The sequence below is a fragment of the Rahnella laticis genome, from assembly GCF_015644585.1.
Lineage (GTDB): Bacteria > Pseudomonadota > Gammaproteobacteria > Enterobacterales > Enterobacteriaceae > Rahnella > Rahnella laticis.
Window position 1 is genome coordinate 112,412 of the sequence record NZ_JADOBI010000009.1, and the last position, 26,404, is coordinate 138,815.

Below are 26,404 nucleotides of genomic sequence, written 5' to 3' on the forward strand. Positions count from 1 at the left end.
TTATACAGAGAACGCTATGGCCTATCCCTTAGATTTTAGCCGTCAGATCGACAGCGCCATTCACGCGCTGCTGGTGCATGCCGGTGGTTTTTTTGACGGCCTTTCGGCAGGCATCGACGCCGTTGCCGGCGGGCTGGAAACCCTGACCGGCTGGCTCTCGCCGTGGGGGCTGGTGTTTCTGGCCGTCGCGATTGGCTTCTGGCGTATTGGCAAAGGCTTCGCGCTGTTTGCGCTGCTCGCCACGCTTTACATCGTTTACAGCGGCTACAGCGATCACGCGTCCATCACGCTGGCGCTGACGCTTTCCTCGACATTTTTCAGCCTGCTATTTGGCATTCCGCTGGGGATCTGGAGCGCACGCCGCGCCACCGTCGGCAGTGTCGTGCGTACGCTGATGGACTTCATGCAGACCATGCCCGCATTTGTTTATCTGATCCCCGCGACCATTTTGTTTGGCCTCGGGCGTCCGCCGGGCATTTTTGCCACCATCTTATTTTCCATGCCGCCTGTGGTGCGCCTGACGGATCTGGGGATCCGTCAGGTGAGCCAGGCGCGTATCGAAGCCGGGCTGGCGTTCGGCTGTACGCCTTGGCAGTTGCTGTGGAAAGTGCAGCTGCCTGCCGCGCAACCGGCAATTATGGCGGGCGTAAACCAGACGATTATGATGGCAATGTCGATGGTGATTATCGCCTCGATGGTCGGTGCCGGTGGTCTGGGGAATGATATTCTCAGCAGTATTCAGCAGCTGGATATCGGACTCGGGTTACAAAGCGGAATTGTGGTGGTGCTGATGGCGATTTTGCTGGACCGGCTGTCGGCCAGTTTTGCAGCGAAAACAGGAAAGTTATGAACCACGCTGGCCACACCCCTGGGGTGTGGCCAGCGTGTATATTTTTATATTTTCGCTAACTCTTGCGTGATATTAACCACTTTATATTGATGTTTTCTTATTTCGCCACGGGCTATTTTTTCTTCCATCTGTTGGAGGAAATAAAAAATGTCATCCGAATGGGTGACATCTGGCAGATCCGTAATTTTATATTCCCACCACTCAGTCGCCTGTAGTCGGTCAATAATATCCGGGGCAAAGCGGTATTTAATGATCTTAGCCGGAATTCCGCCGACGATGGCGTAAGGCGGCACATCACTGGTGACAACGGCATTGGCCGCAATAACTGCGCCATTCCCGATGGTAATGCCGCCTTTTAATACGGCGTGTTCCCCGACCCAGACATCATGGCCTAATAATGTCGGCGCTGGCATATAGTCGAACCCGGCAATATTCAGTGTTTCTCCGAATTGTTCCTGCGCGACTTTCGGGAAAAAATCATGGTACGTCAGGGGACTGGTCGTAAACCGGTGTATAGGATGTTGCGGTCCCATAATCCGTACCCCTGCCGCCAGGCTGCAAAATCTGCCGATTTTGAGGTTGTTGGGTAATTTACTGCACGCGTAAGAATATGCGCCCATTGAGCAGAAACTTTTTCGTGGCATTGAGGCATATTCTTCGACCCAAACATCCGAGGTGAATTTTATTTTCTCCCCTTTTTTTAAAAGAAATATGTTTCTCTTTTTATATATTCCTTTCACTATCTCAGGAAATTTAAGATGGATCTTATGGCGTAAGCAATAATCCTCGTGTTTTTGAGTCCATCGAAAATCAACAGGATGTTTCATTCATTATTCCTCAGAGGTGACTGCTGTTTTTATATATTCTTATCAAAATCCTAGCATAAAACAGACATTGCAAAAAACTGAGGTCGGTGAAAATCACGTCTGAAGGGGGAGAAATAAAGCAAAAAAAGCCCGAAGGTTAAAGTCCGGGCGCTGTTACTAACATCTTACTCAGGTGACGTGATCAGACGCGGAAATGCCCGACGGCGAGTGCCAGACCGGTGGCCTGTTCCTGCAAGGCTGACGCCGCGCCGGTAGATTCCTGAACCATCGCCGCATTCTGCTGCACCATGCCATCAAGCTGGGTAATCGCCTTGTTGATTTCATGAATGCTAAGCATCTGCTCTTCGGACGCGTGGGTGATTTCCATCATCACGCTGCTGACGTTCGACACGTTACTGACGATTTCACTCATGCTGTCGCTGGCCAGCCGCACCTGCGCGGAACCCGACGCCACGCTGCTCACCGTCGATTCAATCAGCACTTTAATCTCTTTTGCTGCCTGCGCGCTGCGCTGTGCCAGACTGCGCACTTCGCTGGCGACCACGGCAAATCCACGCCCCTGTTCCCCGGCACGCGCGGCTTCAACCGCGGCGTTCAGCGCCAGAATGTTGGTCTGGAACGCAATGCCGTCGATGACACCGGTGATATCGCCGATTTTTGACGATGCGCTTTCAATTGTTTCCATCGTCGTAATGACTTTCGTCACCACCTCGTCGCCGCGTGTGGCGGCTTCTGAGGCGGATTTCGCCGTCGCGCTGGCCTGTTTGGCGGAACTGGCGGACTGAGAAACCGTGGCGGTGATCTGCTCCAGCGACGCGGCGGTTTGTTGCAGACTGGCCGCGGCGGATTCGGTACGGCCCGACAAATCGTTATTCCCGGCGGCAATTTCGTCGGCGGCAATTTTAACGGATTCGCTGGTGGTGCGGATTTCGGACATCACCTTACTGAGTTTATCCACGAACGTATTGAACGCATGAGCAATTTGCGTCACCTCGTCGTGGCCGTCGGTCGGTAAGCGCTGGGTCAGATCGTCTTCGCCGGAACTGATGGCGTTAAGTATATCGCGCACCACCGACAAACGGCGGAACGATTTGGTGATGATCAGGCCAATCACGGCGGCTGAAATCAGCACGATCACAATCAGCGTGATCACCGAAGAGGTCAGCAGCGAACGCATACCCGCCGTTGACTCGCTCTTGTCCTGCAACACAAGCGTGTACCATTCGGTGCCCGCGACCGGCAGGGCCCGAACGCGCTTTGTTGCGCCATTAAGCTGAATATCCACCGGCGTTTTCGCCGCGAATAAATCCTGCAAATTCACGCCTTCCGCCAGCGAACTGAACGGTTTCAGAGCCAGCTTATCGTCCGGGTGCGCGATGATGACACCGGACTTATCCACCAGCATCCCGAAACTGCCGGGCGTCGGATGGATGGTATTGACGTTATTCACCACGCTGTCCATCGAGACATCACCGGCGACAATGGCTTTCAGCGTTCCGCCGTCCATCACGGGTACGGCGAATGTGACCACTAACTTACCGGTGCCCGCATCAATATACGGCGGCGTGGCGACCGGATGCCCGGCTTCGGCTGCCTGCCTGTACCACGGACGCCCCGTCGGATCGTAATCGGACGGCACGCCCGTCGGATCCGAGAATTTCGCGGTTTTATTGGCATAACCGACGTAGACGTTGGTAAACCCGCCCGCGCTGGCAATTTGTTTAAGTACCGGAACCGGATCTTCCGTTAACGCAACTGGCTGAAGTGAAACAATCATCCCTGTTTTTGAACTGACCCAATCGCTGATCCCTTGCGTGTGGCTGGAGGTCAGGGCGTTCAGCGTGGTATCTGTCGCCTGACTGTTGTATTTATCTGCAACGGTGTAACTGAGGAAGGTATTGATCACCAGCGAGCAGGCCACAATGGCGATGCAGGCTGTAATAATGCGCGAACGGATGGTCTTTAACATGGGCGTTTCCCTGGAAGGAATCTTAAGATTTAGATAACGGCAGAAAAGCGAAAAACTTGAGATGTGTCACAGAAAAACGGAGGTTTATAGGGAAGAAACAGCGCCCTTTTTTATTTCTGCGTGAAATTTATCGTCATCAGGCTCCAACTCACTATTCCCACCACGCTTTACCGAAATTTCGTGAAACCCCTCTCAAATCTGATCACAAAACCCGCAGGGGATCTTGCGGGTTTTTTCGTCTGATGATAGTAATGCACTACTTCACGAAATGATGTGAAGAAGGAAAGTACATTACAAATCAGTTTACAAAGGACACCCCATGTCAGAACTTAAATTTGCCACACGTCTGAACTCGTTTGCCTCGGGGGCTTATCTTTACTGGCCGGAACTGAAAGGCAAACCTTCAGTGCTGCAAATGATCGAACGTGCAGCTACGGTTAAAGGATTGACACATCTGGACCTGAATTATCCTCAGCACATGACTGATGACGTTAAAACCATGCGTCAGAAAATCGAAGAAGTCGGGCTGGCGGTCAACGGGATGCAAATGCGCTGGGATGCTCCGGAATTTAAAATCGGCGCATTTACCAACCCGGATCCCAAAATTCGTCGTCAGGCGATTGAGTTAACCAAACGCGGCATCGACGCCGGGCGTGAATTCGGTGCCAGCATCATGACGCTGTGGATGGGCCAGGACGGTTTCGATTACTGCTTCCAGGCTGACTACAAAAAAATGTGGGAAGACGCGGTCAGCGCGGTGCGCGAAGTGGCGGAATATGCGCCGGACCTCGACGTCAGCATTGAATACAAACCTAACGAACCGCGCGCGTACAGCATCTTCCCGAATGCCACCACCTGTCTGCTGGCGGTTGAAGAAGCCGGTTGTAAGAATTTAGGGATCACGCTGGATTTCGCGCACGTGCTGTTTGCCAATGAAGTCCCGGCGTTTGCCGCGGCGATGGTGGCGCGCCGTTCTCGCCTGCTCGGGCTGGATCTCAACGACGGCTGGGGCAAACGTGACGACGGCCTGATGGTTGGCTCCGTGAACCCGCGCGCCACGCTGGAATTCCTGCTGCAAATGAAACGTGACGGCTATAAAGGCGCGTATTACTTCGATACGTTCCCGGATGCCAGCGGCCTGGATCCGGTTCGCGAAGCGGAAACCAATATCGCGACCGTGATCCGCTTACTGAAACTGTGTGAAAAGCTCGAAAACAACCCGGCGCTGAATGAAGCCATCAGCAGGCAGGATGCCGTCGCCTCTCAGCAAATCGTGAACAACGTGATGCTGGCGCAATAATAAAAGCGACCGCCACAGCGCGAGTCGCTGTGATAACCATAAAAATAACAATCCGAAGGCCAGATGATGAAAAAACTCTTACTGTCTGTACTCACCTCTACACTGTTTTGCACCAGCCTTTATGCGGCGGATTTACCGCCCCTGCAATCCGACACCGAACCGGATCGCACCGACTGGACGCAACTGACCACCAAATATGGCCCGTTACCGGCTATCGATAAATCGCTGAAAATCGGCGGCGTGTCGAAAACGCTGACCAACGAATACTGGCGCTCCCTCGGCCAGGGCTATAAAAACTTTGCCGATAAACACGGCTTCACCGTGGAATATCAGGCCGCCGCCAATGAAGACGACCAGCTCGGCCAGCTGTCTATCGCCGAAACGCTGATTTCACAAGGGTTCAACGGCCTGCTGGTGTCGCCGCAAACCGACGCCAACCTGCAACCGGCGTATGAATCCGCCAAAAGCAAAAACATTGCCGTGGTGAACGTCAATGACGCCGTGATGCCAAATGCGGCGTATTACGTCGGCAATGTGCAGAAAGATAACGGCGTGCGCGTGGCGGGCTGGTTTATCAAAAAATACCCTGAAGGCGGCAAGGTCGCGGTCATCGAAGGCCAGCCGGGCGTGTATGCGGCAACGCAGCGCACCAAAGGCTTTAAAGAAACGATTCAGGCCAGCGGGAAATTCACCGTGGTCGCCAGCGTTCCGGCTAACTGGAGCCGCGAAAATGCGTACAACGCCGCAGCGACAATTTTACAGCAACATCCTGATCTGATTGGCTTCTACGCCAACAACGACGGCATGGCGCTGGGCGTGGTGGAAGCCGTTGCAGCTGCCGGAAAATCGAAACAGGTTGCTGTTTTTGGCACCGACGGGATTTCCGATGCGTACGCGTCAATCAAACGCGGCGAGCTGACCGGTACGGTTGACAGCTTCCCGGTGCTGACCGGTGAAGTGGCGATGGAAGTGGTTGTCCGCCTGATTAATGGCCAGAAAATCTCCCGCGTGGTGTCCACTCCGCAGGCGCTGATCACCAAAGACAACGCCGACGCATTCTCCACCAAAGATAACGCGAAGATTCGCCAGTTGCTGGCGCAGCAACAATAAGTCTGGCGTCAGAGAACAGGGCGAGGAGAGTTTATGGAACAGTATTGTTTGACGATGCGCGGCATCAGCAAAAGCTACAGCGGCGTGACGGCGGTTCAGGGGGTTGATTTCTCCGTCAGGCCGGGCGAAGTCCACGCGCTGATTGGTGAAAACGGCGCCGGAAAATCGACGTTGCTCAATATCCTGTCAGGCGTCCGGGCCGCCGATTCCGGCGAGATCCTGGTGGAAGGGCAGGTGATTCAGATGAAGAACCCGCTGTCTGCGCGTCATGCCGGTATCGCAATGATTCATCAGGAGTTGCAGCACGTTCCTGAACTCTCCGTCGCCCAGAATATGTTTCTCGGGCGGCCCCTGACCAAAATGAAAGGGCTGTTTGTTGACAGAAAGGCGCAGTACAAACGGGCGGTGGCGATCCTGCGCCGTCTGGATCCGAGCATAAATCCGGATGAGCCGATCAAAAACCTGAAAGTCTCGCAGCAGCAGATCGTTGAGATCGCCCGTGCGCTGCTTGATGAAGCCAAAATCATTGCGATGGATGAACCGACGTCGAGCCTGACGCCGACGGAATTTGAACGCCTGGCTGAACTGATTTCTGATCTGAAATCGATGAATGTCTCGCTGATTTACGTCTCGCACAAAATGAATGAAATCTTCAAAGTCTGCGACCGCGCCACGATTTTGCGCGATGGCAAACAGGTCGGCGTGGTGAATATCTGCGACGAAACCGAAGAGACGATCGTGACCAAAATGGTGGGCCGCAAAATCGAAAAAGTGCAGCACCATTCGTATGCCACCGAACGCATCGTGCTGAGCGTGGAAGATTTAAGCCGCGACAAAGCCGTGCGTAACGCCAGTTTTAGCGTTAAAGCCGGTGAAGTGCTGGGCATCGCCGGGCTGGTGGGATCCGGGCGCACCGAGTTGCTGAAACTGATTGCCGGTATCGATGCCAAAACCGGCGGCAACATTGAAGTAGAAGGCGTCGCGGTGAAAAAACATAACGTCAGTTCCGCCATTCGCGCCGGGATTGGCCTGGTGCCGGAAGACCGCAAAAAAGAAGGCATCATTAAAGAACGTGCCGTCAAAATGAACATGGCCCTGCCGTCGATGGCGCGCTTTACCCGCTTTGGTCTGCTCAAAAAAAGTCAGCTGAACCAGACCGCGCTGGATGTGATGACAGATTTGCGGTTACGTCCGCTCAATATCGAAAAAACCATTGGTACGCTGAGCGGCGGGAATCAGCAAAAAGTGATTATTGGCCGCTGGGTGGCCGCCGATAATAAGGTGTTTCTTTTTGACGAACCGACCCGTGGAATTGATATCGGTGCCAAGTCTGAAATTTATAATCTGATTGAAAAACTCGCGCAGCAGGGAAAAGCCATTGTGGTGGTTTCTTCTGAAATGCCGGAAATCATTCGTATCTCCGATCGGGTTCTGGTCATGCGGGAAGGGCAAATTACGAAAGAACTTAACGGCGACGATATCACCGAAGAAAATATCGCACGTTATGCCATTAATGATGTGAAAAAAGCCGTCTGAATTTAACGATACGCTCCGACACCTACCGATTTTTTAAGGCCATTATTATGACGACTCAAGGTAATGTTCAGCCAAAGGCTTTCCCTCTGGCATTATTTAAATTCAATGTTCGCGATGCCGGTACGCTGATTGGTTTACTGATTATTGTGATCACCTTCTCTTTTCTTTCGCCGGTATTTTTCACGCTGCCGAACCTGCTGAATATTTTGCAGCAGTCATCGATTAACGGAATTATTGCGCTGGGGATGACCCTGGTGATTATTTCCGGCGGCATCGACTTGTCCGTCGGGCCAACGGCGGCGCTTTCTGCGGTACTCGGCGCGACGCTGATGGTGGCGGGCGTGCCGGTTCCGCTGGCGATTATGGCGACGCTGGGCGTCGGCGCGCTGTGCGGCGTTTTCAGCGGAATGTTAGTCGCCTATGCCGGTTTGCAGCCGTTTATCGTCACCCTCGGCGGCCTGTCGCTGTTCCGCGCGCTGGCGCTGATTTTCACCAACGGCAACCCGATTTTCGGCATCCCGATGGAGTTCCGGACCGTCATCAACAGCACGGTATTCGGGGTTCCGGCACCGATTGTGATTGTTATCGCCATCGCGGCAATCCTGTGGGTGGTCATGAATAAAACGCCGCTGGGCGAATACATTCTGGCCGTCGGCGGTAATGAAGAAGCCGCGCGCGTTGCCGGTGTGCCGGTCAAAAGAACCAAAGTTACGGTGTTTGTGATTTCCGGCGTACTGGCGTCTCTGGCCTCACTGATTCTGATTGGTCGCCTGGGCGCTGCCGAGCCGACGATGGGGAATTTATGGGAGCTGGATGCGATTGCCGCGGCGGCCATTGGCGGGGCTTCGCTGATGGGCGGCAAAGGCAGCGTCATCGGTACGCTGATTGGCGCGGTTATTTTGGGTTCATTAAGAAATGGCCTGACGCTTCTGAATATTCAGGCGTTTTATCAATTGCTTGCCACCGGCCTTATTATTATCATAGCGATGTTGATTGACCGGGCGACACGAGGCAAGTAATGAATCAGGATCCGCGAGCCATAGGCGCTCAAATTCGTATGAAATTGCCACATCTGACGCCACTGGAAAGAAAAGTCGTCGATGCAATTACGTCTAAAACTGATTTTTCTGAGCAAACTTCTTTAAAAGAAATTGCGCTGGAAAATAATGTTTCTGAGGCGATGATTGTTAAATTGACGAAGAAACTAAATTTCTCAGGATTTAGAGATTTCAGAAGCAGTTTGATTTATTACAACTATTCTGAAGTGGCAAATTTACATGCGGAAATTGAGCCGGGAGATTCGTCGGAGCAATTACTTGAAAAGGTATTTCGCACATCCATTCAGGCAATAGAAGAAACATTATCTATTGTCGATGTGTCGGAATTTAACCGCGCCGCTGACATTCTTTTTAAAGCCAGGCACATCGATTTATATGCCGTCGGGGGTTCTGCCGCCGTCGCCAGAGATTTGTCGCATAAGCTCCTGAAAATCGGGATCAAAACGACGGTCTACGATGATGCCCATATTATGCTGATGTCAGCAGCAGTCTTGTCGGACGATGATGCGGTGGTCGCTATCAGCCATTCCGGCGCCACCCGTGCGGTGAATGACCCGATTAAACTGGCGGCGCGCAACGGCGCCAAAGTTATCGCCATCACCAATTACGCCGAGTCGCCTATTGCGCGCAATGCGCATGTGGTTCTCAATTCAACCTCTCAGGGATCGCACTTGCTCGGGGAAAACGCCGCTGCCCGCATCGCCCAGTTAAATATTCTGGATGCCTTATTTGTGGCGATTGCGCAGAAGGATTTGAAGACAGCGGAGAAAAACCTGATGAAAACCCAGCAGGCGGTTCAGGACCTTCGGGAATACTAGAATGGGTAAAATTTTAGTCACGGGCAGCCTTCATTACGACATCGTGATCCACGCGCATCACCGCCCTGAAAAAGGCGAAACGGTAATGGGCAACGGCTGTTCGTACAAATTTGGCGGCAAAGGTGGCAATCAGGCGGTGTCCGCCGCAAAAGCGGGCGCGCAGGTCAGCTTTGCCGGTGCGGTTGGCGCAGATACACAGGGTGATTTCCTGCGTTCCGTGCTCGAAGAAAACGGCGTGAATACGGATTTTGTGGCCGTCAGTGCTGACGTGCCGTCGGGCATGAGTGTTGCGCTGATGGACGCGGAAGGGGATTACGGCGCGGTCGTTGTTTCCAACGCCAATAACCGGGTGGACGCCGCGCAATTTAGCCACGACGCCGTCTGGCAACAGGTTGAGATGTTGCTCCTGCAAAACGAAGTGCCGGAAGCGGTCAATCTGGCGGCCGCCGAAGCGGCAAAACAGCGCGGCATCCGCGTCTGCCTGAACGCCGCTCCGGCGCGCGAGATGTGCAGCGCGCTGCAATCCGCCGTCAGCTTGCTGGTGGTCAACGGCGTCGAAGCCCGAGATCTGAGCGGAATTGCTGTGAATACGTTATCCGACGCCCGCGCCGCCGCCGAATGGCTTGGCGGGCATTATCCGGCTGTGGTCGTCACGGCGGGCGAACACGGCGTCGCCTGGTGCGAAACCGGTGAACGCAGCCAGTCCATGCCCGCTGAAAAAGTCGAACTGATCAGCACGCACGGCGCGGGCGACTGCTTTATGGGCATGTTGTGTACGTCACTTTTGCAGGGTAAAACGCTGGCTGATTCCGTGGCAAAAGCCAACCGCGCCGCCGCAGAACACGTTTCACGTAAAGCGCAGCGTTGATGCGAAACAATAAGGCAGGGAGATCTCTGCCTTATTGTTTTATTCCCTTTCAGGGCTATGACTTACAGCGCATAAATCCAATCAAACCTGCTGCCAGCAACAAAATAATCCCGCTGCCGGTGACCGTTCCCAGCGTGCCGTGTGCATCAAGTAAAAGCCCGCCCAATGTTGCACCTGCCGTGATGGCAAGCTGAATTGAGGCGACCTGCAAACCGCCACCGCTTTCGGTTTCATCCGGTACTGCGTAAGTCAGCCACGTCGTCCACGCCACCGGGACGGCGCCGAAAACAAATCCCCACAGCGTGACCAGAATTGCCGTCACTGGCTGACTTTCGCCGAATCTGACCAAAACCGCCGCCATCAGCGCCAGTATCAGAGGCATGAAGAGCAGGGTGCCTTTCAGGCTGCGGCGCAGCATCATGCCTGACGCCGCCGTCCCGAGAATATTAGCGATGCCAAAGCCCAGCAAAATGGCCGAAACACCGCTTACGCTGAAATGCGCCACGTTTTCCAGCAAGGGACGCAGATAGGTAAAGAAGGCGAAATGCCCCCCAAATACGCCGACCATTCCGGCCATCGCCAGCCGGATTTGGGGTCTTTTCAGCAGTCCGAATAATGTGCTCAGGCGCGTTTGTCCGGCCGGTTTCATGGAAGGAAATACGCTGTACTGCCAGACAAGCGTGATAATACCCAGCGCCGCCGTGACCAGAAATACGCCGCGCCAGCCTGCGACATCGCCGAGCCAGGTTCCCAGCGGCGTCGCAACGGCCATCGCGACAGAAACGCCGCCGAAAATAACCGACAGTGCTTTCGGGATCAGCGATTTATGCACCAGCCGCATTGAAACTGCCGCCGCCATCGACCAGAATCCGCCAAGACTGATGCCCAGTAATAAACGGCCTATCAGCAACACCGTGTAATCCGGCGCAGCTGCCACCATGACATTGGAGGCAATCGAAATCAGCGTGAAACCCATCAGCACCAGGCGGCGGTCAACTCTGCGGCAAGCCGCCGCGATAAACAGGCTGGCGATCATTCCCATAATGGATGTCGCGCTGACTGCCTGTCCGGCCATGCCTTCGCTGATACCCAGATCGGTAGCTATGGGCGTTAACAAACTGATGGGCAGTAATTCTGCAGTCACCAGACTGACTACGCTTAAAGCAATTGAAAATACGGCGCTCCAGTGAGCGTGAACGGGGGATCCCGCCGCCGCTTTCTGAGGATAGGTTTGCGTCATGAAAGAGTATCCGTGCGTGTTGATATCGGGGGTTACAGGAAGCAGGAAGTGTAGGGAGAACGTTCCCGCTAATGAATAGCGGGAAATGGGACACCATCATGAGCCAGGCTCATCAATGAAATAAATTATGCCGAATTACGCTAAATCCCCGCCCGCAGCGCCTTCACGACTAACGCCAGTGCGCGCGATGATTCCCGGCGGCTGGGGTAGTAAATATGCAGGCCGTCCCAGACCGGACACCATTCATCCATCACCTGAATCAGTTTCCCTTCAGCGATCAGTGGCGCCACAATGTCTTCCGGAATATGCGCCAGACCGAAGCCTGAAACGGCGGCAGAACGGATCTGATACACGCTGTTAAAAATAACCTGACCCTCAACGCGGGCTTTGACCTCGCGTCCGTCTTTGGCAAATTCCCAGACGTAAAAACCCCCGTGTGTGGGCAACCGCAGATTGATACAACGATGCTGAAGTAAATCCTGTGGTGTTTCAGGCTTCGGGTGGCTGGCGAAATATGCCGGAGAGCCGACCACGACAAAGCGCAAATCCGGGCCGATCCGCGCTGAAATCATTCCGTTCGTCACCTGTTCACCCAGGCGGATACCCGCGTCGTAACGGTTAGCGACGATGTCCGTCAGCCCGTAGTCGCTGATAAGCTCGACGGTGATGTCCGGGTATTCATGCAGAAAATGTTCCAGCTTAGGCCATAAAAGCTGATTAATGGCGTAGTCCGTCGCGGATATGCGGATCACGCCGGAAGGCTTATCGCGCAGGTCATTGAGTGCCGCCAGCTCGCTGTAAATCTCATCAAAACGCGGTGCCAGCGTAGCGAGCAGGCGCTCACCGACATCAGTCGCCGAGACGCTGCGGGTGGTGCGGGTCAGTAACCGCATACCGAGCCGCGATTCCAGACTGCGAATGGTATGGCTGAGCGCTGACTGTGAAACACCCAGCTGTGCAGCGGCGCGGGTAAAACTCTTCTCGCGGGCAACGGTAACAAACGCCACCAGATCGTTGAGATTATCGCGCGGCATTACGCTTGTCCGTCCTCTGGAATTTTCTTCTTATCCACATGCCCCAAATCCCGGTCGGGGAAGCAGATATCGCGCACGCGCTGTTTAAGCGGTGCGGCATCCGGAAAACCGCCGTCTCTTTTGCGTTCCCAGATAAGCTCGTCATCGACTTTAACCTCGTAAATTCCCCCCGTGCCCGGCACCAGCGTGACGGACGCCAGATCGGTGCTGAACGAATTCAACAGTTCCTGTGCCATCCACGCGGCACGCAAAAGCCAGTTGCATTGGGAACAATAAGTGATGGTCACTGCCGGACGTTTTTCCATGGAATAACCCTTCTGTGCGCGGTTTTATTGCCGCATTTTTTAATATGTGAAAAGCAGACGAAGCCTTGAAAATATCATGATGTGGCGCGATTTACTGCATATGGCGCATGCCGTTTAGCCGGGGAAGGGCACGCATTGAGTTATGGCAAAATGCGTCACGCACTATACTCTTTCCAGCTTTTTTAATTGTTCCCCGGCGACACTTTGATTGCCGCTTCATCACATTAACCTGTGAAAGGAAAAAATTATGTCCGCACTCTTTACGCCGTTTACGCTGAAAGACGTCACGTTAAAAAACCGTATCGCTGTTCCTCCGATGTGCCAGTATTCCGCCACTGAGGGCGTGCCGAACGACTGGCATCAGGTACATTACGCAACGCTTGCACGCGGTGGCGCAAGCCTGGTAATCGTCGAGGCGACAGCCGTTTCGCCGGAAGGCCGCATCACTCCGGGATGTCTGGGGATCTGGAACGACGCGCAGGCCGCTGAACTGGCGAAAATTGCTAAATCTATCAAAGCCGCCGGAGCTGTTCCGGGGATCCAGATTGGTCACGCAGGCCGCAAAGCCAGCGCCAATCTGCCGTGGGAAGGCGATGACCACATTGCAGAAGGCGATCCGCGCGGCTGGGCGACTATCGCACCTTCTGCGGTTGCATTCGGCAAACATCTGCCAAAAGTTCCGAAAGAGATGACAAAAGCGGATATCCAACGCGTTATGGCGGATTTCGTCGCGGCAGCCAAACGCGCGCGTGATGCCGGTTTTGAATGGCTGGAACTGCATTTTGCCCACGGCTATCTGGCGCAGAGTTTCTTCTCCGTGCATTCCAATACCCGCACGGATGAATACGGCGGTGATTTCGCCGGTCGCAGCCGTTTCCTGATTGAAACCTTCGACGCCGTCAGCTCGGTCTGGCCGAAAAACCTGCCGATCACCGCGCGTTTTGGCGTGATTGAATACGATGGCCGCGATGAAGAAACGTTGTCCGAGTCTATCGAACTGACGCGCATCCTGCGTGAGAAAGGGCTGGATCTGCTCAACGTCAGCGTGGGTTTCTCCACCTGGGAAGCGCAGATCCCGTGGGGCGCAGGCTTCCTGGCACCAGTTTCGCGCCGCGTGCGCAAAGAAGCCGGTTTGCCGGTCGCCAGTTCCTGGGGCGTGGCGTCTGCGGACGTCGCCGAACGTTGCATCAGCGAAGAAGACATGGATCTGGTGATGATTGGCCGCGCGATGCTCGCCAACCCGCATTATCCGTATGCGCTGGCAAAAGAGCTGGGTGTGGAAAATCCGTCCTGGGTTCTGCCCGCGCCTTACGCCCACTGGCTTGAGCGTTACAGCATCAGCTAACGTTCACTAGGATATTGCGGTAATAACAACAGGCAGAAGCGATCCTTCTGCCTGCTTTTTTTAATCCACTCTGAGTAAACCGATACGCAGAGTGAATGAAGGGAGCTCTGGACTAGTTAACGAAGACCTTTTTCACTTTTTCGGATAAAAGAAAATAGGATATCCAGACCAGACTGAATATCCCTGATTTGAATAGTGAGACTATATCTTCAGTTTCTGGAGGTATATTGAGGAGGTCGCTCACCCAGATAATGTCAACAACATCGTAGGCAAGGGAAGCCATTAACATGATTATAAAAAACCTGGGTGCGTTTTTCTTTTTAGTGAAAAATACTTTCAATGTATAACATGACAGGGCAAACAACAGAATGGTACCTATAATTTCGAAAGTTACGCCGAAATACTCAGAAGTAAATTCAAATGTATACTCTGGGAGTATAATTAGTGATAAAGGGTTACATAAAGAGATAAAAATAATCAAAGGGTACAAGATGACATTTATTGCCGGTATGTAAAGAAGTCCGTTGATTTTTGAAAGAGATTTATTTTCACAGGTATTGCAATACTTAGTATTGTGTGTAACGGGTTCGTTACATAATTTACATATTTTAGCATCCATGTTTCTTCCTTGATATTCCTAATTGTCACGTCAATATATTGGGAGGGAACTAATCGCAAATCTTATCATTCCATGATTCAACCTTTGTATCTGGGGTTGTAAGATCTTTAATGTTAATTGAGTAATTGCCAACGATCAAATCATAATCATGGTTTGGCTCGGGAATAAAAGAAGTTGAAAAACTTTTTTGATAAGTGCCGTAGGTGTGTACCTCGTCATAATAGTGTACAACTGACAACCGTTGTCCTGGTTGAATGCTATACTCTTTCATGGCTAATCCGCCAATATCAGTAGACGGTTTCATCCCAGGTATTTTTTTACCGGTAGTCGTCGGAAGTCCAATGAGTGTAATCGCTGACGTCAGGCGTTTTTCCGATGTCTTTTTATAGCAATTTCCGACTTTATTATAAACTCTGAAAGTTGTCACACCGGAATCTTCAACCCTGATATGTGCCGCATCGGAACCGGTATATTCATCGGGTGTCGGGTTTAGATTAAAGGTACAACCTGAAAGCAAGACAGCAAACGGCATTAAGTATTTTGCATGAAGCATGATATTTTATATCCTTATAAATAGATTTTGTGTGTTGAATTTTATTTTTTTCCGCAATGGAAAAATCGTACGACCGAGATGTAAGGCTACAAAGTAAGATCGCGGTTTGATGGCCGGGAGCTTTTGCTAAGGAAGTTGAGTCAGTAAATAGTTAACTTTTTCGGTATCTTCTGGATGTAATTGAAGGTATTTAACGCAAGCCAGTTTCGCATAATTAAAACCAACTGACTCAGGAACAATAACTTCACCTTCCCAGACACCAAACATAATCCCTTCAAAATGACACTCAGGATCGGGGTCTTCATAATCAGGAAAGTGACAATAGGTTTCATTAATTACAAAACCATGTTTATTGAGTACTTTCTCTACCCCCCAAACAAATTTCTGCGAAAGATTAAGTGAGTTAAAGAAATCTTTCACAACCCACTCGGGATCATTATCGTAATCAATTCGTTCAAAAATATACTCATTCATCATTTAGTTACCGGGAAAAAGTTAGTAACAGTGCCTGTTTTTTTGATCCAAAAAGACTTGGAACTTAACACCACCTGCTGTTGCCGTATATTCTCTAGCCCCTGATGCTACAGCAGTTTTGTAACCGCTCATCGCAGCTTGCTGTCCAAGATCTAACATCCTCTGGTCGGAGAATATCTTCGGGTCATAAACTGTTTTCTCGAACGTTTCTGCCTTGTAGCCTACGATATTCCCTGCTCGATCTTTTGCTGGTATTTGGTATTCAACATGGCTAATTCCTTCAACTGGTCCAGGGGTTGTATTCAAAATTATCACTCCATTAGCAGATGCTGCCTGATTAAATTCATCAAGGTTGTGAGTCCCGCTAATTCCTTTTTTTTGTGGAAATCCATCAAACTCAGTCAGATGATTTTTCTGGTTTATATTGAAGTTGATCCTTTCAGGATAAGTCGTTCCTTTCAGAGTAGGAACACTCTCCCCCTTTATCCCTTACACCGCGCTACCTATCGCTGCGGTGATGCGTATTCCAGTTATGCCGTTATAGAGGGTAGAAGCGGTCTCGACACGGACACCCCAGTTAGTGGCAATGGTCTGGATGTCTCTGTCTTTCTGAGCCCGTGCATCTGCCTTTGCATACTGCCACATGAGGCTATCGACTTTACCCGCACCTTCCTGATAAATGCTAGTTGTTGTTTTTATCAGCTAATGGCGGCTTTGTATGTTTGTCCTTACCGCACTAAGTAAAAAAAACAACACTAGTGAATTATGAAATAAGTTCGGATTTAGTATCTGAAAGTACCTTTAGGAACAGATCTAAAGGAAACCTCATTTCTACACGCTCTTTGAGGATCCGACTATCGGGAAAAAATTCAATTTCAATATCATGTTTTCCTTTGTCTTGGTTCAACTGACACAGTATTTGGCCTTTATAAGAAATTTCAGCCGTTAGTTCTTCAAAACGAGAATCGCTAAAAAAATCAACGTCAAATGTCTTAACCATATTTTTACCTTTTAGGATCTAAAAATCCTGAGAAAGAACCATCCGAGTTATAGCGGATACCTTTACCATCTGGTAAGCGATATTCAACACCTCCTCGAGATAAATCAGTTCTGATAGTATTAGTATTGTTTAAAACTTCATTCACAAACTGGTTTGCAGCTTCATTTTTCTGACTAATATTTCCTTTTAGTGGATCGAATGTGCCACCAGATCGACCAGCATGTTTTTCCCAAGCACGTGCGGCAGACGATAATCCCTGTTCATTAATCGGCTCATTTGCTGACGATGTTAGATCATCTTTTTTAAATTTGTCGTCAAAATTACTAGGTTTAGAGGAATTAGATTCACTATTCCTGGCATTTTCCTCATCCTCTGGCCCCCAGCCACCCGGCGTTCCAGAACCTGTACCACCCAGTTCGGCTTTATCAGCGTCCGACAAATCTTTACCAATATTCGGCCCTTCTTCACCATTCTGACCATCACCATTAATGGCATGACCCGGCCCGCGGTTACCATCACGTACTGAGCATTGTTCCCGAGTTCCTTCACAGTTATCTCCTGTGTCCCACTCATCATCATTTACAGTGTTTTTTCCAGCATTTCCTGCCGCCCCAGCCATTGCCGCCGCCGTATTTGCAGCGGCTTCCGCTGCAATCACTGCCAGCGCATTATTCTCAACCTCATTCTTCCCAGCCTTACCTCCAGCAATCGCCGAGTTAACGTCGCCGCCAACAACGCCGCCTGCGATGCCTGAAGCTAATGTCGCCAGAGCCACAACGCCTTGTTTTTCTTCCTCGGTCAGGTCTTTGATGTCTTTGCCCGGATAGAGCTGGTCGGCGATATATTTCGCGCCTGCGGCGGAAAGCCCCGCGCCTGCCGCCCCGGCTGCCGCACTTCCGCCCTGCATTTCGGCGACGATGGCGCCGGCGAGGGCGTGGCTGATGATGCGTTCGGCACCTTCGGCGGTGTTGTTTTTGATGAACTCCGCCATGTACGGCGCGGCGGCTCCGGCGACGGCGGAACTCCAGTCGCCGCCCGTCAGGCCCTTTATGGCGGCGGTGATGGCCTGAATCGCCTGCTGTTTGTTGCTGCCGGTGCCGTATTCATTCATCGCCGTTTTATAGGCGTCGGTGTTTTCCAGCGTTTTGTTGTAGGCGTCCCACTCGCTCTGCTCCGCGCCTTTGACCGGCGTTGGCGGCAGTTTGCCTTCTTTTGCCAGCTGCTCTTTGGCGGCTTCCTGCGCAGCGATTTTGCCTTCGGTACGCACGATGTCCGCGACCTGCGAGCCGATCTGCGCGATGGCGCGGTTTTCGTCGATGCGCTGCTGTTCTTTTGCGGCGTCGAAAATCGGGGCGAGGGTGCTGTGCGCGTTGTCGGTGTCGCGGCTTAAGCTGGTGACATCCTGTTTTTGTGCGTCCTGATCGCGGATAACAATCGTGCCACCGGCGATGGCGGAGCCGGTGGTGCTGGAGGCGGAACCGTCGCCGTTGAGCCCGGCGAGCATGGCGTTGGCCATGTTGCCCATGAACTGCGACGCTGAGTTGCCGCCTGAACTCATGCTGATACTGCTGCTGTCGACGCTGTAGCTGGCTTCGTTGTGAATGTCGTTCCAGCCGAGCGTGCCGGTGTCGAGGCGGTTTTTGTCGGCGCTGGCACCGGAGGCAATGACGCCGCCGTTGAGCTGGGTGTGATTGCCGGTGGTGATGTCGAACCCGCCGTTGCCCGCGAACATACCGCTCTGGTCGGTGACGCTGGCGTAGTCCGAGTTCATTTTGTCCTGCGACAGGCTGATGTAGCCGCTGCCACCGCCGCCGCCCCAGGTAAAGCTGCCACCCGCGGCGGCGCTTTGCTGCTTCGAGTCGTAGTGGTCGGTATCCTGCAAGCTCTCAATGGTCAGGTTGTGGCCGATGTCGGCGGTGATTTGTTCACCGGACACCTGCGCGCCTTTGATATTCAGGTCGTTACCGGCGCTGATGTTGAGGTTCCCGCCTGCGCCCACTTCCGAGTTAGTCCAGGTGGTGCCGTCGCCGTGGTTTTTGCCAGCGGCGGCGTTGACGTCGGCGAAGACGCTGATCCCCGCCTTGTCATTACTGACGCCAAAACTGATGCCGATATCGCCACCGGCGCTGGAGTTTTTACCGGTGGTTTTTTGGGTGTTATCCGCAGCCAGCAGGTTGATATCGTCGGTGGCGAACAGGTTCAGGTCGCCGTCGGCTTTGACTTTACTGCCGGTCACGTTGAGGTCGCCGTCGCGCGCTTCGATCGTGGCGTTGCCGCCTGCCATCACCGTGGAACCGGTGGCGGCGTGCTGATCGGTGATCTGCTCGGAGCGGCTTTCCTGATGGCTGATGGACGCGGCAATGCCGATAAAGCTGTTATTGCCGCCGTTGTTGCCGTCGAGCTGCGTGCCCTGATACGCCTGATAACCGTTCAGCGCGGCTTTAATGCCGTCGAGTGCTGCCATGCGTCCGCTGTCGTCGTCACTGGCGCTTTGGGCGGCGGTGTAGCCGCTGTTTACAGCGCCACCGGCGGTACCCGCGAGGGTAATGTTCAGGCCGGTCGTTTTTTGCTCGAAGGTCTCTTTGCGGTGAAGCGCGTCCTGACCGGGGTCGATCTGCACGTTTTTGCCGCTGATCAGCATGTCTTCGCTGGCGATAATGTCTGAACCGCTGACGTGGACATTGTTGCCCGCCATCATCGTGACGTCGCCGCCAAGGCTGCCGACGGAGCTGGCGCTCTGGCTTTGCGTGGTGCCGTCTTCGTTGACGCGCTGGCTGGTTTCAGTGGTGCCGATGGTGAATCCCAGACCGCCGCCGCTGAACAGGCCGCTCTTTTTCTTCTCGTCGAGACGATAGGACGACTGCTCTTCGGTGGAGGCCAGAATGTTGATGTCGTTACCCGCCAGGAGGCTGACGTTGTGGTCACCGATAATGCCCGAGCCGTTAACGTTGAGGTCATGGCCTGCGGTCATCGAAACGTTGTCGCCGCCAAATTCCGAGCCTTTCTCGTGAGTGGCGTAATCCTCGCGCACCGTATGCGTGGTGGTTTTGGAGAACATTCCGCCCGAGGTTTTGGTCTGTTCGAAGAAGGAGTAATCGCTTTCGGTGACGCTGTTAAGGGTGATGTTGCGCCCGGCGGTGACCGCCAGATTGCCCGTGGCATCGACCTGTGCGCCGTTAAACGTCGCGTCCTGGCCCGCCTGAATACGGGTGTTTCCGCCGCTGGCCAGTTCGGTGCTTTGCTGGCGAATCGTCTCTTCGTCCTGCTGCTTTTTGTTGCCGTGCGATTCGCTGTAGCTGCTGATTTCTTCTGCGTTGAGATTGATATCGCGACCGGCGGCCAGCGTGGCGTCTTCCCCGACTTTCATGCTGGCTGCCTGAGAGTTGAGGTCACGCCCCGCGACCAGCGCTAAATCGCCGCCCGCAGTAATCGTGGTGTTATCCACCAGATCGAGACGCTGTTCTGTCTTGTTGGTTTTGCTGTGTGCGTTCTGTTCCTGCGTTTGCAGGTTGATGTCGTTCCCGGCTTTGAGCGCAGCATCGCCTTCTGCGGTGACCTGGCTGGCACTGATATTCAGGTCATGACCGGCCTGCATCGCGAGATCGCCGCCGGACGAAATCTGGCTGGCCTGCGTGTCGCTGCTTTCGGTCAGCGTATTTTTACCGCGTGAACTGTGCTGTTCGAGGTCACGGGTTTCAGGCGCGGTGATATTGATATTGCCCAGCGCCTGCAGGGTGAGATCGCCGCCTGAAGTGAGGTTTGCCCCGGTGATATCGATGTTTTTACCGGCGTACATCGTCAGCGAGTCGCCTGCGGATATTGAGGCAATATCGCCGATGTCGGTGTGCGAGAAGGCAAGGCTGTCGCGACCGGATTTCCCGTTAATGCTCCACTGGTCGGTCAGCGTCTGGTTAATGATGCTGCCGTCGTAGCTGATAAGCTGTACGCCCTGACCGCTGAGACCTGAGCCGATGTTGCTGATATCGCCCGTCGCAAACAGGCTGAGATCGCCACCGGCTTTCATCAGGCCCGCGTCGAGGTTGTCAATTGTGCTCTGGCTGGAGACGTAAAGGCCGCTGTTGGCCTGCAGGGTTGAACCGCTGTTGGTGATGCTGCCACCGGCCAGCCCGACGTTGTTCCCGGCGATGACGCTGCCGCTGGCTGGCGCGACATCTTTCGGGGAAAGATACAGTCTTGGTACCAGCACGTTCTGGCCGTTTACGACGGCGTTTTCCCACCACAGGATACTTTTATCCAGCGAGGCGATTTGGTCGCGGGTCAGTGCGACGCCAAATGCCAGCCCGAGGGATTGCTGTGCGCTGGCGGCGTTGTCCATCAGGTACTGCATCTGCGCCAGATCGGATCCGAAACCGCTGATATAGCGGCTGCCGGTGGCGTTGATTAATGCGTTACTGACGTAACGGGTATCGAAAGCCGCATCGCCCAGGAAACGGTAATCGTAGTCCGGGTGAAGGTTGAGGCGGTCGAGGAAATACGCCGAGCCGATAAAGCTGTTTTCATCGGTGTACTGGCGTCCGGTCTCGCGCGGGACAACCGGCGCCGTCATGCCCTGCATGGCATAGATTTCGTTGAACAGGCTGTTATCGAGTTGCCCGAGTCCGTCCAGTTTCGGGTTGGTAACGATCAGATACGGGCTTTTCGGATCGGCATTAATGACGAAATAACCGTTGTTGCTGGTCGGCAGCGGGTAATCACCGGTATTGAGCGCCGTGCCGCCGCCCAGTGCCTGAATTGCATCGGCAACGTGGTCGCGCCACTGCGGAGAATTGATATCCGTGCCGGAGGTCTGCGATAAATCCTGCGCTTTTTCACCGGCAAATTCCGTCGGTGCGCTGAGGGTGCTGAGCGCCGGAGCCACCAGATTATGGCTGATGCTGCCCGCGCTGGCGGTGGTGGTGGTATTGCTGATGTCGCTGGCGAAATTAGCCATCAGATTGCCACCGGCCTGAATGACGGCGCGGTAGGAATATCCGCCGTTGCTCGTTTCATAAACCGGTGCGCCGGAAAGCTCAAACCGCACCGTGCCGGAGGAGGCGAACTGATTACCGTATTCCGAGGCTGAAATTCCCTCACGGCAGCCTGAAGCTTTCGTGCACGTATAGGAATAAGTCTGGTACTTCGAAACCGTGCCGGTCTCGAGAGAGTTGTTGTTCAGCTGGCCGCCGCTCAGCGACATGTTACCGCCCGCAAGAATATCGCTGGCGTTGTTATCCAGCACGCTGGCCTGAACCGCAAGATCCCTGCCTGCCGCAATTCTGCCCGCGCTGCCATCAGCGTGTGCTGTGAGAGATTCATCACTGACTAATACTTTCTGGTCGGCCAGCGTCGGGCTGACCACAACGTAGTACCGGGTTGTACAGTGGTCGTTCACGCCGCCGCCGCACAGCGTTTCTTTATCAAAACTTAGGGAATCCGGGTCGAGATCCCGCCATAACACGTCGATATAAGCCTGATCGCCGGAAACATAGTTGTGGGTTTCTTTGGAGAAAGTCAGCCCGTCCCGCTCATTAAGCAGATGCCCGGTATAAATACTGATATCACCGCGAGTGGTCTCGATATTGCCAGAACGGTTAACGACTTCGGTATTGGCGCTGCCGCGGGCATCTTTCATCATCCACAGGCTGTTGCCCGCCAGAATGTCGCCTTTCAGGTTGCGGATGGCGTCCGCGAGCAGCGTCATGTCGCTGGCGGAATAGAGCAGGGCGATGTTGGTCAGCGTGCTGGCGGCGCTGAGCAGCAGGTCGCCGGTGGTGCCGATAAAGCCGTTGTTAGTGATGTCGCTGCGGCTTGTCAGGCTGACGTCGCCGCCCGATTGCAGGCTGCCGTTATTGGCCTGAGTGATGCTGCCCGCATTTACCGTAAACGCACCGTTGCCGCCGGTCAGAATGCCCTGATTGCTGAACATCCCGCCGCTGCTCAGGGCAACACTTTGCCCCTGCAATGTGCCGTTTTGCGTGAAATCGCCTTCCGTGCTGACGGAAAGATTATTTCCCGCCGCCAGCGTGCCGTTCTGAGCCAGCGCATCCAGCAAGGTGAGGGTGATATTGCCCAGCGCGACAATCTGACCGGACTGGGTCAGGACGCGGCTGTTAAGCGTAATATCACCGGCGCTGAACAGTTTAGCTGCGACGCTGTTGCTGAGGTTTTGCGACTGAATACTCAGGCTTTGCGTGGCAAAGAGTGTGCCCCGGTTATCGATAACGGACTGATTCAGCGATAAATTCCCGGCCTGAACGGAGCCGGTGTTCGTTAGGTTCCCGCCGGTGAAGAGTGATTTTCCCTGAGCAATCAGGGTGCCGCTGTTGGTCAGTGTGCCCGCGACATTGAGGTTCTGGCTGTCGCTTTGCAGCCATCCGCTGTTGAGGAATTGCGGGGCGCTGAGGATGAGTACTCCGCCGGACAGCAGGCGTCCGAGGTTATTCACGTTTTCGGACAGGTTGAACGTAGCGTCCGTTGTGCCTTGGGCGATGCCGGCGTTAGTGAAACTGGCGGCGCTCAGGCTCAGCGAGCCGTCACTGAGCATCAGGCCGCTGGCGCGGTTATCCGCCAGACCGGAAAGCACCAGACTGGCGGTTTCACGGGCCTGAAGCGTGCCGTCGTTGGCGAGCGTACCGGCGTGCAACGCAAGTGCGCGGGTCTGTACTTGCCCGGCGTTATCCACGGTTACGGCATCAATGCGGGTCAGCCCGTTGCTTTGCAGTTTGCCGGACGCCTGTTGCGCCAGGTTACTTTGCAGGGTGGCGGTCAGGCTGTCGACGCCGGTGATTTCACCGCTGTTCGTTAATGTTCCGGCGGTAAGCGTCAGGTTTCTGGCGATCCATTGTCCCTGATTACCCGCCGATAACGCCTGAATAGCCGCTGTGCCGTTCGCGATCAGTTTGCCGCTTGTGCTGTTGATGAAGGTATTGGCGAGGCTGAACGTCAGCGCATCGGCGCTTTGTACGGTGCCGGTATTGGTGAAGTCCTGCGCATTGAGCAGAACGTTTGATCCCTGCCAGACGCCGTCGTTACTGACGTTTCTGGCCGTCACGGACAGTGAACCCTGCGACAATACCGAGCCCTGCGCGGTGTTGTTCAGATCCTGTAACAGATTCATGGCCAGGGTTTTCAGCCCGATCAGCGTGCCGCTATTGGTCACCGCGGCGCTGCGGATATCCAGCACGCTGGCCTGTACGCTGCCCTGATTGCTGAACGCGTTGCCGGTCAGGGTGACGCTGTCGCCCTGAACAATACCTGCATTGCTGATCTGGCTGGCGTTTAGCGTCAGCGACTGGCCGCTGAGCAGTCGTCCGCTGCTCTGGTTACTGAGCGTCGTGGCGCTGATCGCCAGACCGCCGGTTCCCTGAATGGTGCCGGTATTCTCGAGGCGCTCCGTGCTCAGAATAAAATCATCCGCCAGCACCAGACCGGCGTTGGTGAACTGCGGCAGCGTCAGGTTCAGCAGGCCGCCGCTGACAATCTGCCCGTGGCTCAGGTTGCTGATCGTGCCGGTATCAAATTGCAGCGCGCGGTTGCCCTGCAATATGCCGTTATTGATGAGGTTTTTCGCCGTCAGATGGATGTCATCGGCCACCACGTTGCCGTCGTTGCTGATCTGTTGCTGCGCGTTCAGGGCGACGCTGTGTCCGGCGGTCTGGCCGCTGTGCGTTAACGTCGCGGCGTGAAACGTAATATCGCCTTTGGCGGCCTGCGTGCCTTGTAAATCCGCCGATTGGGTTGCGGTCAGAGACACGTCTTTTTGCGCCTGCAACTGCGCGGTTTTGCCGGTGATAACGCGGTTGTCGGCGCTGAGCGTCAGTGAGCCCAGTGCGGCGAGTTGTCCGTCGATTTGCGCGTCAGTCAGGGTCAGGGCGATGTCGCCGTCACTGGTGAGTAAGCTGCCGTTAGCGCTGGTAAAACGGTCGCCGTTGAGTGAAACGCGCTGGCCGCCTTTTGCCATCCCCGCGAGTGCGAGCGAACCGGTGTTGAGAATAAGATTACGGCCTGCAAGCAGTTGCCCGGTGTTTGCCACCGTCAGCGTGTTGCCGGAAAACGTCAGATCCTGCTGTGCGCTGAGAATTCCGCCGAGCAGGAAATCTTGTACGTTCAGCGTAAGAGAGTTGCCTGTAAGGATCTGGCCGCTGTTATTAAACATGTCCAGATTCAGGTTCAGATCGCCTTGTGCCTGCACACTACCCTGATTGTTAAACGTCGTTCCGCTCAGGGTTACGCTGCGGTTGGCGGCGATCTTGCCCTGATTCGTCAGTGTCGGGCTGCTGATGCGGACATCCTGCCCGGCGGTGAGCTGACCTTTCCAGTCGGTGTTTTTGCTCTGCGCCAGTTCGACGTCGCGCTGTGCATCAATTTTCGTTGCGGCATCGGTAGTCAGTTCGCTGCTGGCAAGGCGCACGTTCTGGCCCGCTGTCATCTGCGCGCCGTTCGCCACTAACTTGCCGCCGCTGGTGAGGGTAAGATTTTCGTTGCTGGCAATCGTGGCGTTTTGCAGCTGAACGTCACCTCGTCCGGTGAGCGCCACCGACTGTGCCTTATGGCTGCCGCTGAGCTGGATTTCCTGTGCGGTGGCGGTGAGATTGCCCGCCGCGGCGCTGTTGCTGAGCGTCAGTTTTCCGCTGGCATCCAGCTGCATATCGCCTTCGCGGGCGTTGATATTATTGAGGTTGACGCCCACGCCCGTTTCGCTGGAAACCAGCCGGATGCGGTTGGCGTACATTCCGCCGAGCGCGCCGGTATCGATGGCAACATGCGGGGCATTGCCCTGACCGGCAACCGGCGTGATGTTACCGCGCGCATCGACGCGGTTGGCCCCGGCGATCACGGTCAGATCCCGGGCGCTGAGTTTGGCGTTAATTTCCGTGGCGCGGGAAATCAGCGAGAAATAGCCGGTCTGGCTGGCGTCCAGCCCTTTGCCTTCGACGGTGATTGCGCCCTGCGTGACGTCAAGGGACTGAAGGTTGCCGTCGGCACCTATAACCGGTTTGCCGGTGGTCAGCGTGGCATTGGGCGTATTAATAAACCCGCAGCCGTTACAGGTGATCCCGTACGGGTTGGCGACCATCACGCTGGCGCTTTTGCCCGCGACTTCCATGTAGCCGTTGAGCTGCGAGCGGTTGGCCGAGGTGACTTCGTTGATGATGGCTTTGGCTTCGTTACCGGCTTTCAGGTTGGGGTTGTTCTGAATCAAACCGCCGAGCTGGCTTTGGGTGAGGCGGTCCGTGCTGTTATTGAGAATTAACCCTTCGCTGCCCACGTTGAAATTCTGGTACTGGTTGTGCGAAACGCCCGCCTGATTGGGCGTGGCGATGTTAACAACCGGTACGCCGTTGGCGGCCTGATCGACCTGCGTCGCCCCGGTTGCCGCCTGTACACCGGCGGCCAGCGCGGGCATTACAGGCTGGAAAACAAGCAGCGAACTGAGCGCATAAGTGGTCAGGCGACGCCACGCAGAAACGGGCGGTAACGTAGAGTTTTTCACGGTCG

Annotated in this window: 19 protein-coding genes; 8 read left to right on the plus strand and 11 right to left on the minus strand. The window is 54.2% G+C overall.

Translation table 11 applies throughout. The features are described from left to right. The first annotated feature begins 16 nt into the window (after positions 1-16). The gene (locus IV433_RS18865) at positions 17-850 is read left to right on the plus strand and encodes an ABC transporter permease (protein WP_195815455.1); all 834 of its coding nucleotides are present in this window, start codon (positions 17-19) and stop codon (positions 848-850) included. Positions 851-894: 44 nt separating this feature from the next. On the opposite strand, the gene IV433_RS18870 is transcribed toward IV433_RS18865, so the two are convergent. Further along, entirely contained in the window at positions 895-1,677 is a 783-nt protein-coding gene (locus tag IV433_RS18870) for a CatB-related O-acetyltransferase (RefSeq protein WP_195815456.1), read from the minus strand. Positions 1,678-1,858: 181 nt separating this feature from the next. Beyond that, the gene (locus tag IV433_RS18875; RefSeq protein WP_195815457.1) at positions 1,859-3,646 is read right to left on the minus strand and encodes a methyl-accepting chemotaxis protein; all 1,788 of its coding nucleotides are present in this window, start codon (positions 3,644-3,646) and stop codon (positions 1,859-1,861) included. A gap of 319 nt (positions 3,647-3,965) precedes the next feature. Between IV433_RS18875 and IV433_RS18880 the strand changes: the two genes are divergently transcribed. The 6 genes from IV433_RS18880 (at position 3,966) to IV433_RS18905 (ending at position 10,336) form a co-directional block, all read left to right on the plus strand. Beyond that, positions 3,966-4,946 carry a TIM barrel protein gene (locus IV433_RS18880; protein ID WP_195815458.1) on the plus strand — a complete coding sequence of 327 codons (981 nt, stop codon included), beginning with the start codon at positions 3,966-3,968 and terminating at the stop codon, positions 4,944-4,946. A 66-nt stretch (positions 4,947-5,012) separates the two neighbouring features. Then, positions 5,013-6,056, plus strand: coding sequence for a sugar ABC transporter substrate-binding protein (locus IV433_RS18885; protein ID WP_195815518.1), 1,044 nt, complete (start codon positions 5,013-5,015; stop codon positions 6,054-6,056). A gap of 33 nt (positions 6,057-6,089) precedes the next feature. Continuing rightward, positions 6,090-7,592 (plus strand): sugar ABC transporter ATP-binding protein, encoded by a 1,503-nt coding sequence (locus IV433_RS18890; protein WP_195815459.1) that lies wholly within the window; start codon positions 6,090-6,092, stop codon positions 7,590-7,592. 47 nt (positions 7,593-7,639) lie between these two features. Further along, positions 7,640-8,611 (plus strand): ABC transporter permease, encoded by a 972-nt coding sequence (locus tag IV433_RS18895; protein ID WP_101076406.1) that lies wholly within the window; start codon positions 7,640-7,642, stop codon positions 8,609-8,611. Continuing rightward, positions 8,611-9,468 (plus strand): MurR/RpiR family transcriptional regulator, encoded by an 858-nt coding sequence (locus IV433_RS18900; protein ID WP_152324611.1) that lies wholly within the window; start codon positions 8,611-8,613, stop codon positions 9,466-9,468. The genes IV433_RS18895 and IV433_RS18900 overlap by 1 nt, the downstream gene beginning before the upstream one ends. A gap of 1 nt (position 9,469) precedes the next feature. Next, the gene (locus tag IV433_RS18905; RefSeq protein WP_195815460.1) at positions 9,470-10,336 is read left to right on the plus strand and encodes a ribokinase; all 867 of its coding nucleotides are present in this window, start codon (positions 9,470-9,472) and stop codon (positions 10,334-10,336) included. A 55-nt stretch (positions 10,337-10,391) separates the two neighbouring features. On the opposite strand, the gene IV433_RS18910 is transcribed toward IV433_RS18905, so the two are convergent. The 3 genes from IV433_RS18910 to IV433_RS18920 all read right to left on the minus strand — a co-directional run bounded on the left by IV433_RS18910 (position 10,392) and on the right by IV433_RS18920 (position 12,915). Continuing rightward, positions 10,392-11,576 (minus strand): MFS transporter, encoded by a 1,185-nt coding sequence (locus tag IV433_RS18910; RefSeq protein WP_195815461.1) that lies wholly within the window; start codon positions 11,574-11,576, stop codon positions 10,392-10,394. A 140-nt stretch (positions 11,577-11,716) separates the two neighbouring features. Further along, positions 11,717-12,610, minus strand: a complete 894-nt coding sequence (locus IV433_RS18915; protein WP_195815462.1) for a LysR family transcriptional regulator — start codon at positions 12,608-12,610, stop codon at positions 11,717-11,719. After that, the gene (locus tag IV433_RS18920; protein ID WP_195815463.1) at positions 12,610-12,915 is read right to left on the minus strand and encodes a SelT/SelW/SelH family protein; all 306 of its coding nucleotides are present in this window, start codon (positions 12,913-12,915) and stop codon (positions 12,610-12,612) included. Before IV433_RS18920 ends, IV433_RS18915 begins: the two co-directional genes overlap by 1 nt. A gap of 247 nt (positions 12,916-13,162) precedes the next feature. On the opposite strand from IV433_RS18920, the gene IV433_RS18925 reads away from it, so the two are divergent. Next, on the plus strand, positions 13,163-14,260 hold the full coding sequence (locus IV433_RS18925) for an NADH:flavin oxidoreductase/NADH oxidase (protein WP_195815464.1): 1,098 nt from the start codon (positions 13,163-13,165) through the stop codon (positions 14,258-14,260). A gap of 112 nt (positions 14,261-14,372) precedes the next feature. On the opposite strand, the gene IV433_RS26425 is transcribed toward IV433_RS18925, so the two are convergent. The 6 genes from IV433_RS26425 to IV433_RS18955 form a co-directional block, all read right to left on the minus strand. Continuing rightward, a complete protein-coding gene (locus tag IV433_RS26425; protein WP_195815465.1) occupies positions 14,373-14,879 on the minus strand; it encodes a DUF2569 domain-containing protein in 507 nt (168 codons plus the stop codon). Between the two features lie 49 nt (positions 14,880-14,928). Further along, entirely contained in the window at positions 14,929-15,432 is a 504-nt protein-coding gene (locus tag IV433_RS18935; RefSeq protein ID WP_195815466.1) for a hypothetical protein, read from the minus strand. Positions 15,433-15,558: 126 nt separating this feature from the next. Beyond that, on the minus strand, positions 15,559-15,909 hold the full coding sequence (gene cdiI, locus IV433_RS18940; RefSeq protein ID WP_229893525.1) for a ribonuclease toxin immunity protein CdiI: 351 nt from the start codon (positions 15,907-15,909) through the stop codon (positions 15,559-15,561). Positions 15,910-15,927: 18 nt separating this feature from the next. Beyond that, a complete protein-coding gene (locus IV433_RS18945; protein WP_326838669.1) occupies positions 15,928-16,392 on the minus strand; it encodes a CdiA family toxin C-terminal domain-containing protein in 465 nt (154 codons plus the stop codon). Between the two features lie 277 nt (positions 16,393-16,669). Continuing rightward, positions 16,670-16,906 (minus strand): hypothetical protein, encoded by a 237-nt coding sequence (locus IV433_RS18950; protein WP_195815467.1) that lies wholly within the window; start codon positions 16,904-16,906, stop codon positions 16,670-16,672. A gap of 4 nt (positions 16,907-16,910) precedes the next feature. Continuing rightward, positions 16,911-26,399, minus strand: coding sequence for a hemagglutinin repeat-containing protein (locus IV433_RS18955; RefSeq protein ID WP_195815468.1), 9,489 nt, complete (start codon positions 26,397-26,399; stop codon positions 16,911-16,913). Positions 26,400-26,404: the final 5 nt, after the last annotated feature.

Coding starts and splice junctions, on each gene's coding strand:
- IV433_RS18865 (WP_195815455.1), top strand. CDS start 17: ATGGCCTATCCCTTAGATTTTAGCCGTCAGATCGACAGCGCCATTCAC.
- IV433_RS18870 (WP_195815456.1), bottom strand. CDS start 1,677: ATGAAACATCCTGTTGATTTTCGATGGACTCAAAAACACGAGGATTAT.
- IV433_RS18875 (WP_195815457.1), bottom strand. CDS start 3,646: ATGTTAAAGACCATCCGTTCGCGCATTATTACAGCCTGCATCGCCATT.
- IV433_RS18880 (WP_195815458.1), top strand. CDS start 3,966: ATGTCAGAACTTAAATTTGCCACACGTCTGAACTCGTTTGCCTCGGGG.
- IV433_RS18885 (WP_195815518.1), top strand. CDS start 5,013: ATGAAAAAACTCTTACTGTCTGTACTCACCTCTACACTGTTTTGCACC.
- IV433_RS18890 (WP_195815459.1), top strand. CDS start 6,090: ATGGAACAGTATTGTTTGACGATGCGCGGCATCAGCAAAAGCTACAGC.
- IV433_RS18895 (WP_101076406.1), top strand. CDS start 7,640: ATGACGACTCAAGGTAATGTTCAGCCAAAGGCTTTCCCTCTGGCATTA.
- IV433_RS18900 (WP_152324611.1), top strand. CDS start 8,611: ATGAATCAGGATCCGCGAGCCATAGGCGCTCAAATTCGTATGAAATTG.
- IV433_RS18905 (WP_195815460.1), top strand. CDS start 9,470: ATGGGTAAAATTTTAGTCACGGGCAGCCTTCATTACGACATCGTGATC.
- IV433_RS18910 (WP_195815461.1), bottom strand. CDS start 11,576: ATGACGCAAACCTATCCTCAGAAAGCGGCGGCGGGATCCCCCGTTCAC.
- IV433_RS18915 (WP_195815462.1), bottom strand. CDS start 12,610: ATGCCGCGCGATAATCTCAACGATCTGGTGGCGTTTGTTACCGTTGCC.
- IV433_RS18920 (WP_195815463.1), bottom strand. CDS start 12,915: ATGGAAAAACGTCCGGCAGTGACCATCACTTATTGTTCCCAATGCAAC.
- IV433_RS18925 (WP_195815464.1), top strand. CDS start 13,163: ATGTCCGCACTCTTTACGCCGTTTACGCTGAAAGACGTCACGTTAAAA.
- IV433_RS26425 (WP_195815465.1), bottom strand. CDS start 14,879: ATGGATGCTAAAATATGTAAATTATGTAACGAACCCGTTACACACAAT.
- IV433_RS18935 (WP_195815466.1), bottom strand. CDS start 15,432: ATGCTTCATGCAAAATACTTAATGCCGTTTGCTGTCTTGCTTTCAGGT.
- cdiI (WP_229893525.1), bottom strand. CDS start 15,909: ATGATGAATGAGTATATTTTTGAACGAATTGATTACGATAATGATCCC.
- IV433_RS18950 (WP_195815467.1), bottom strand. CDS start 16,906: ATGGTTAAGACATTTGACGTTGATTTTTTTAGCGATTCTCGTTTTGAA.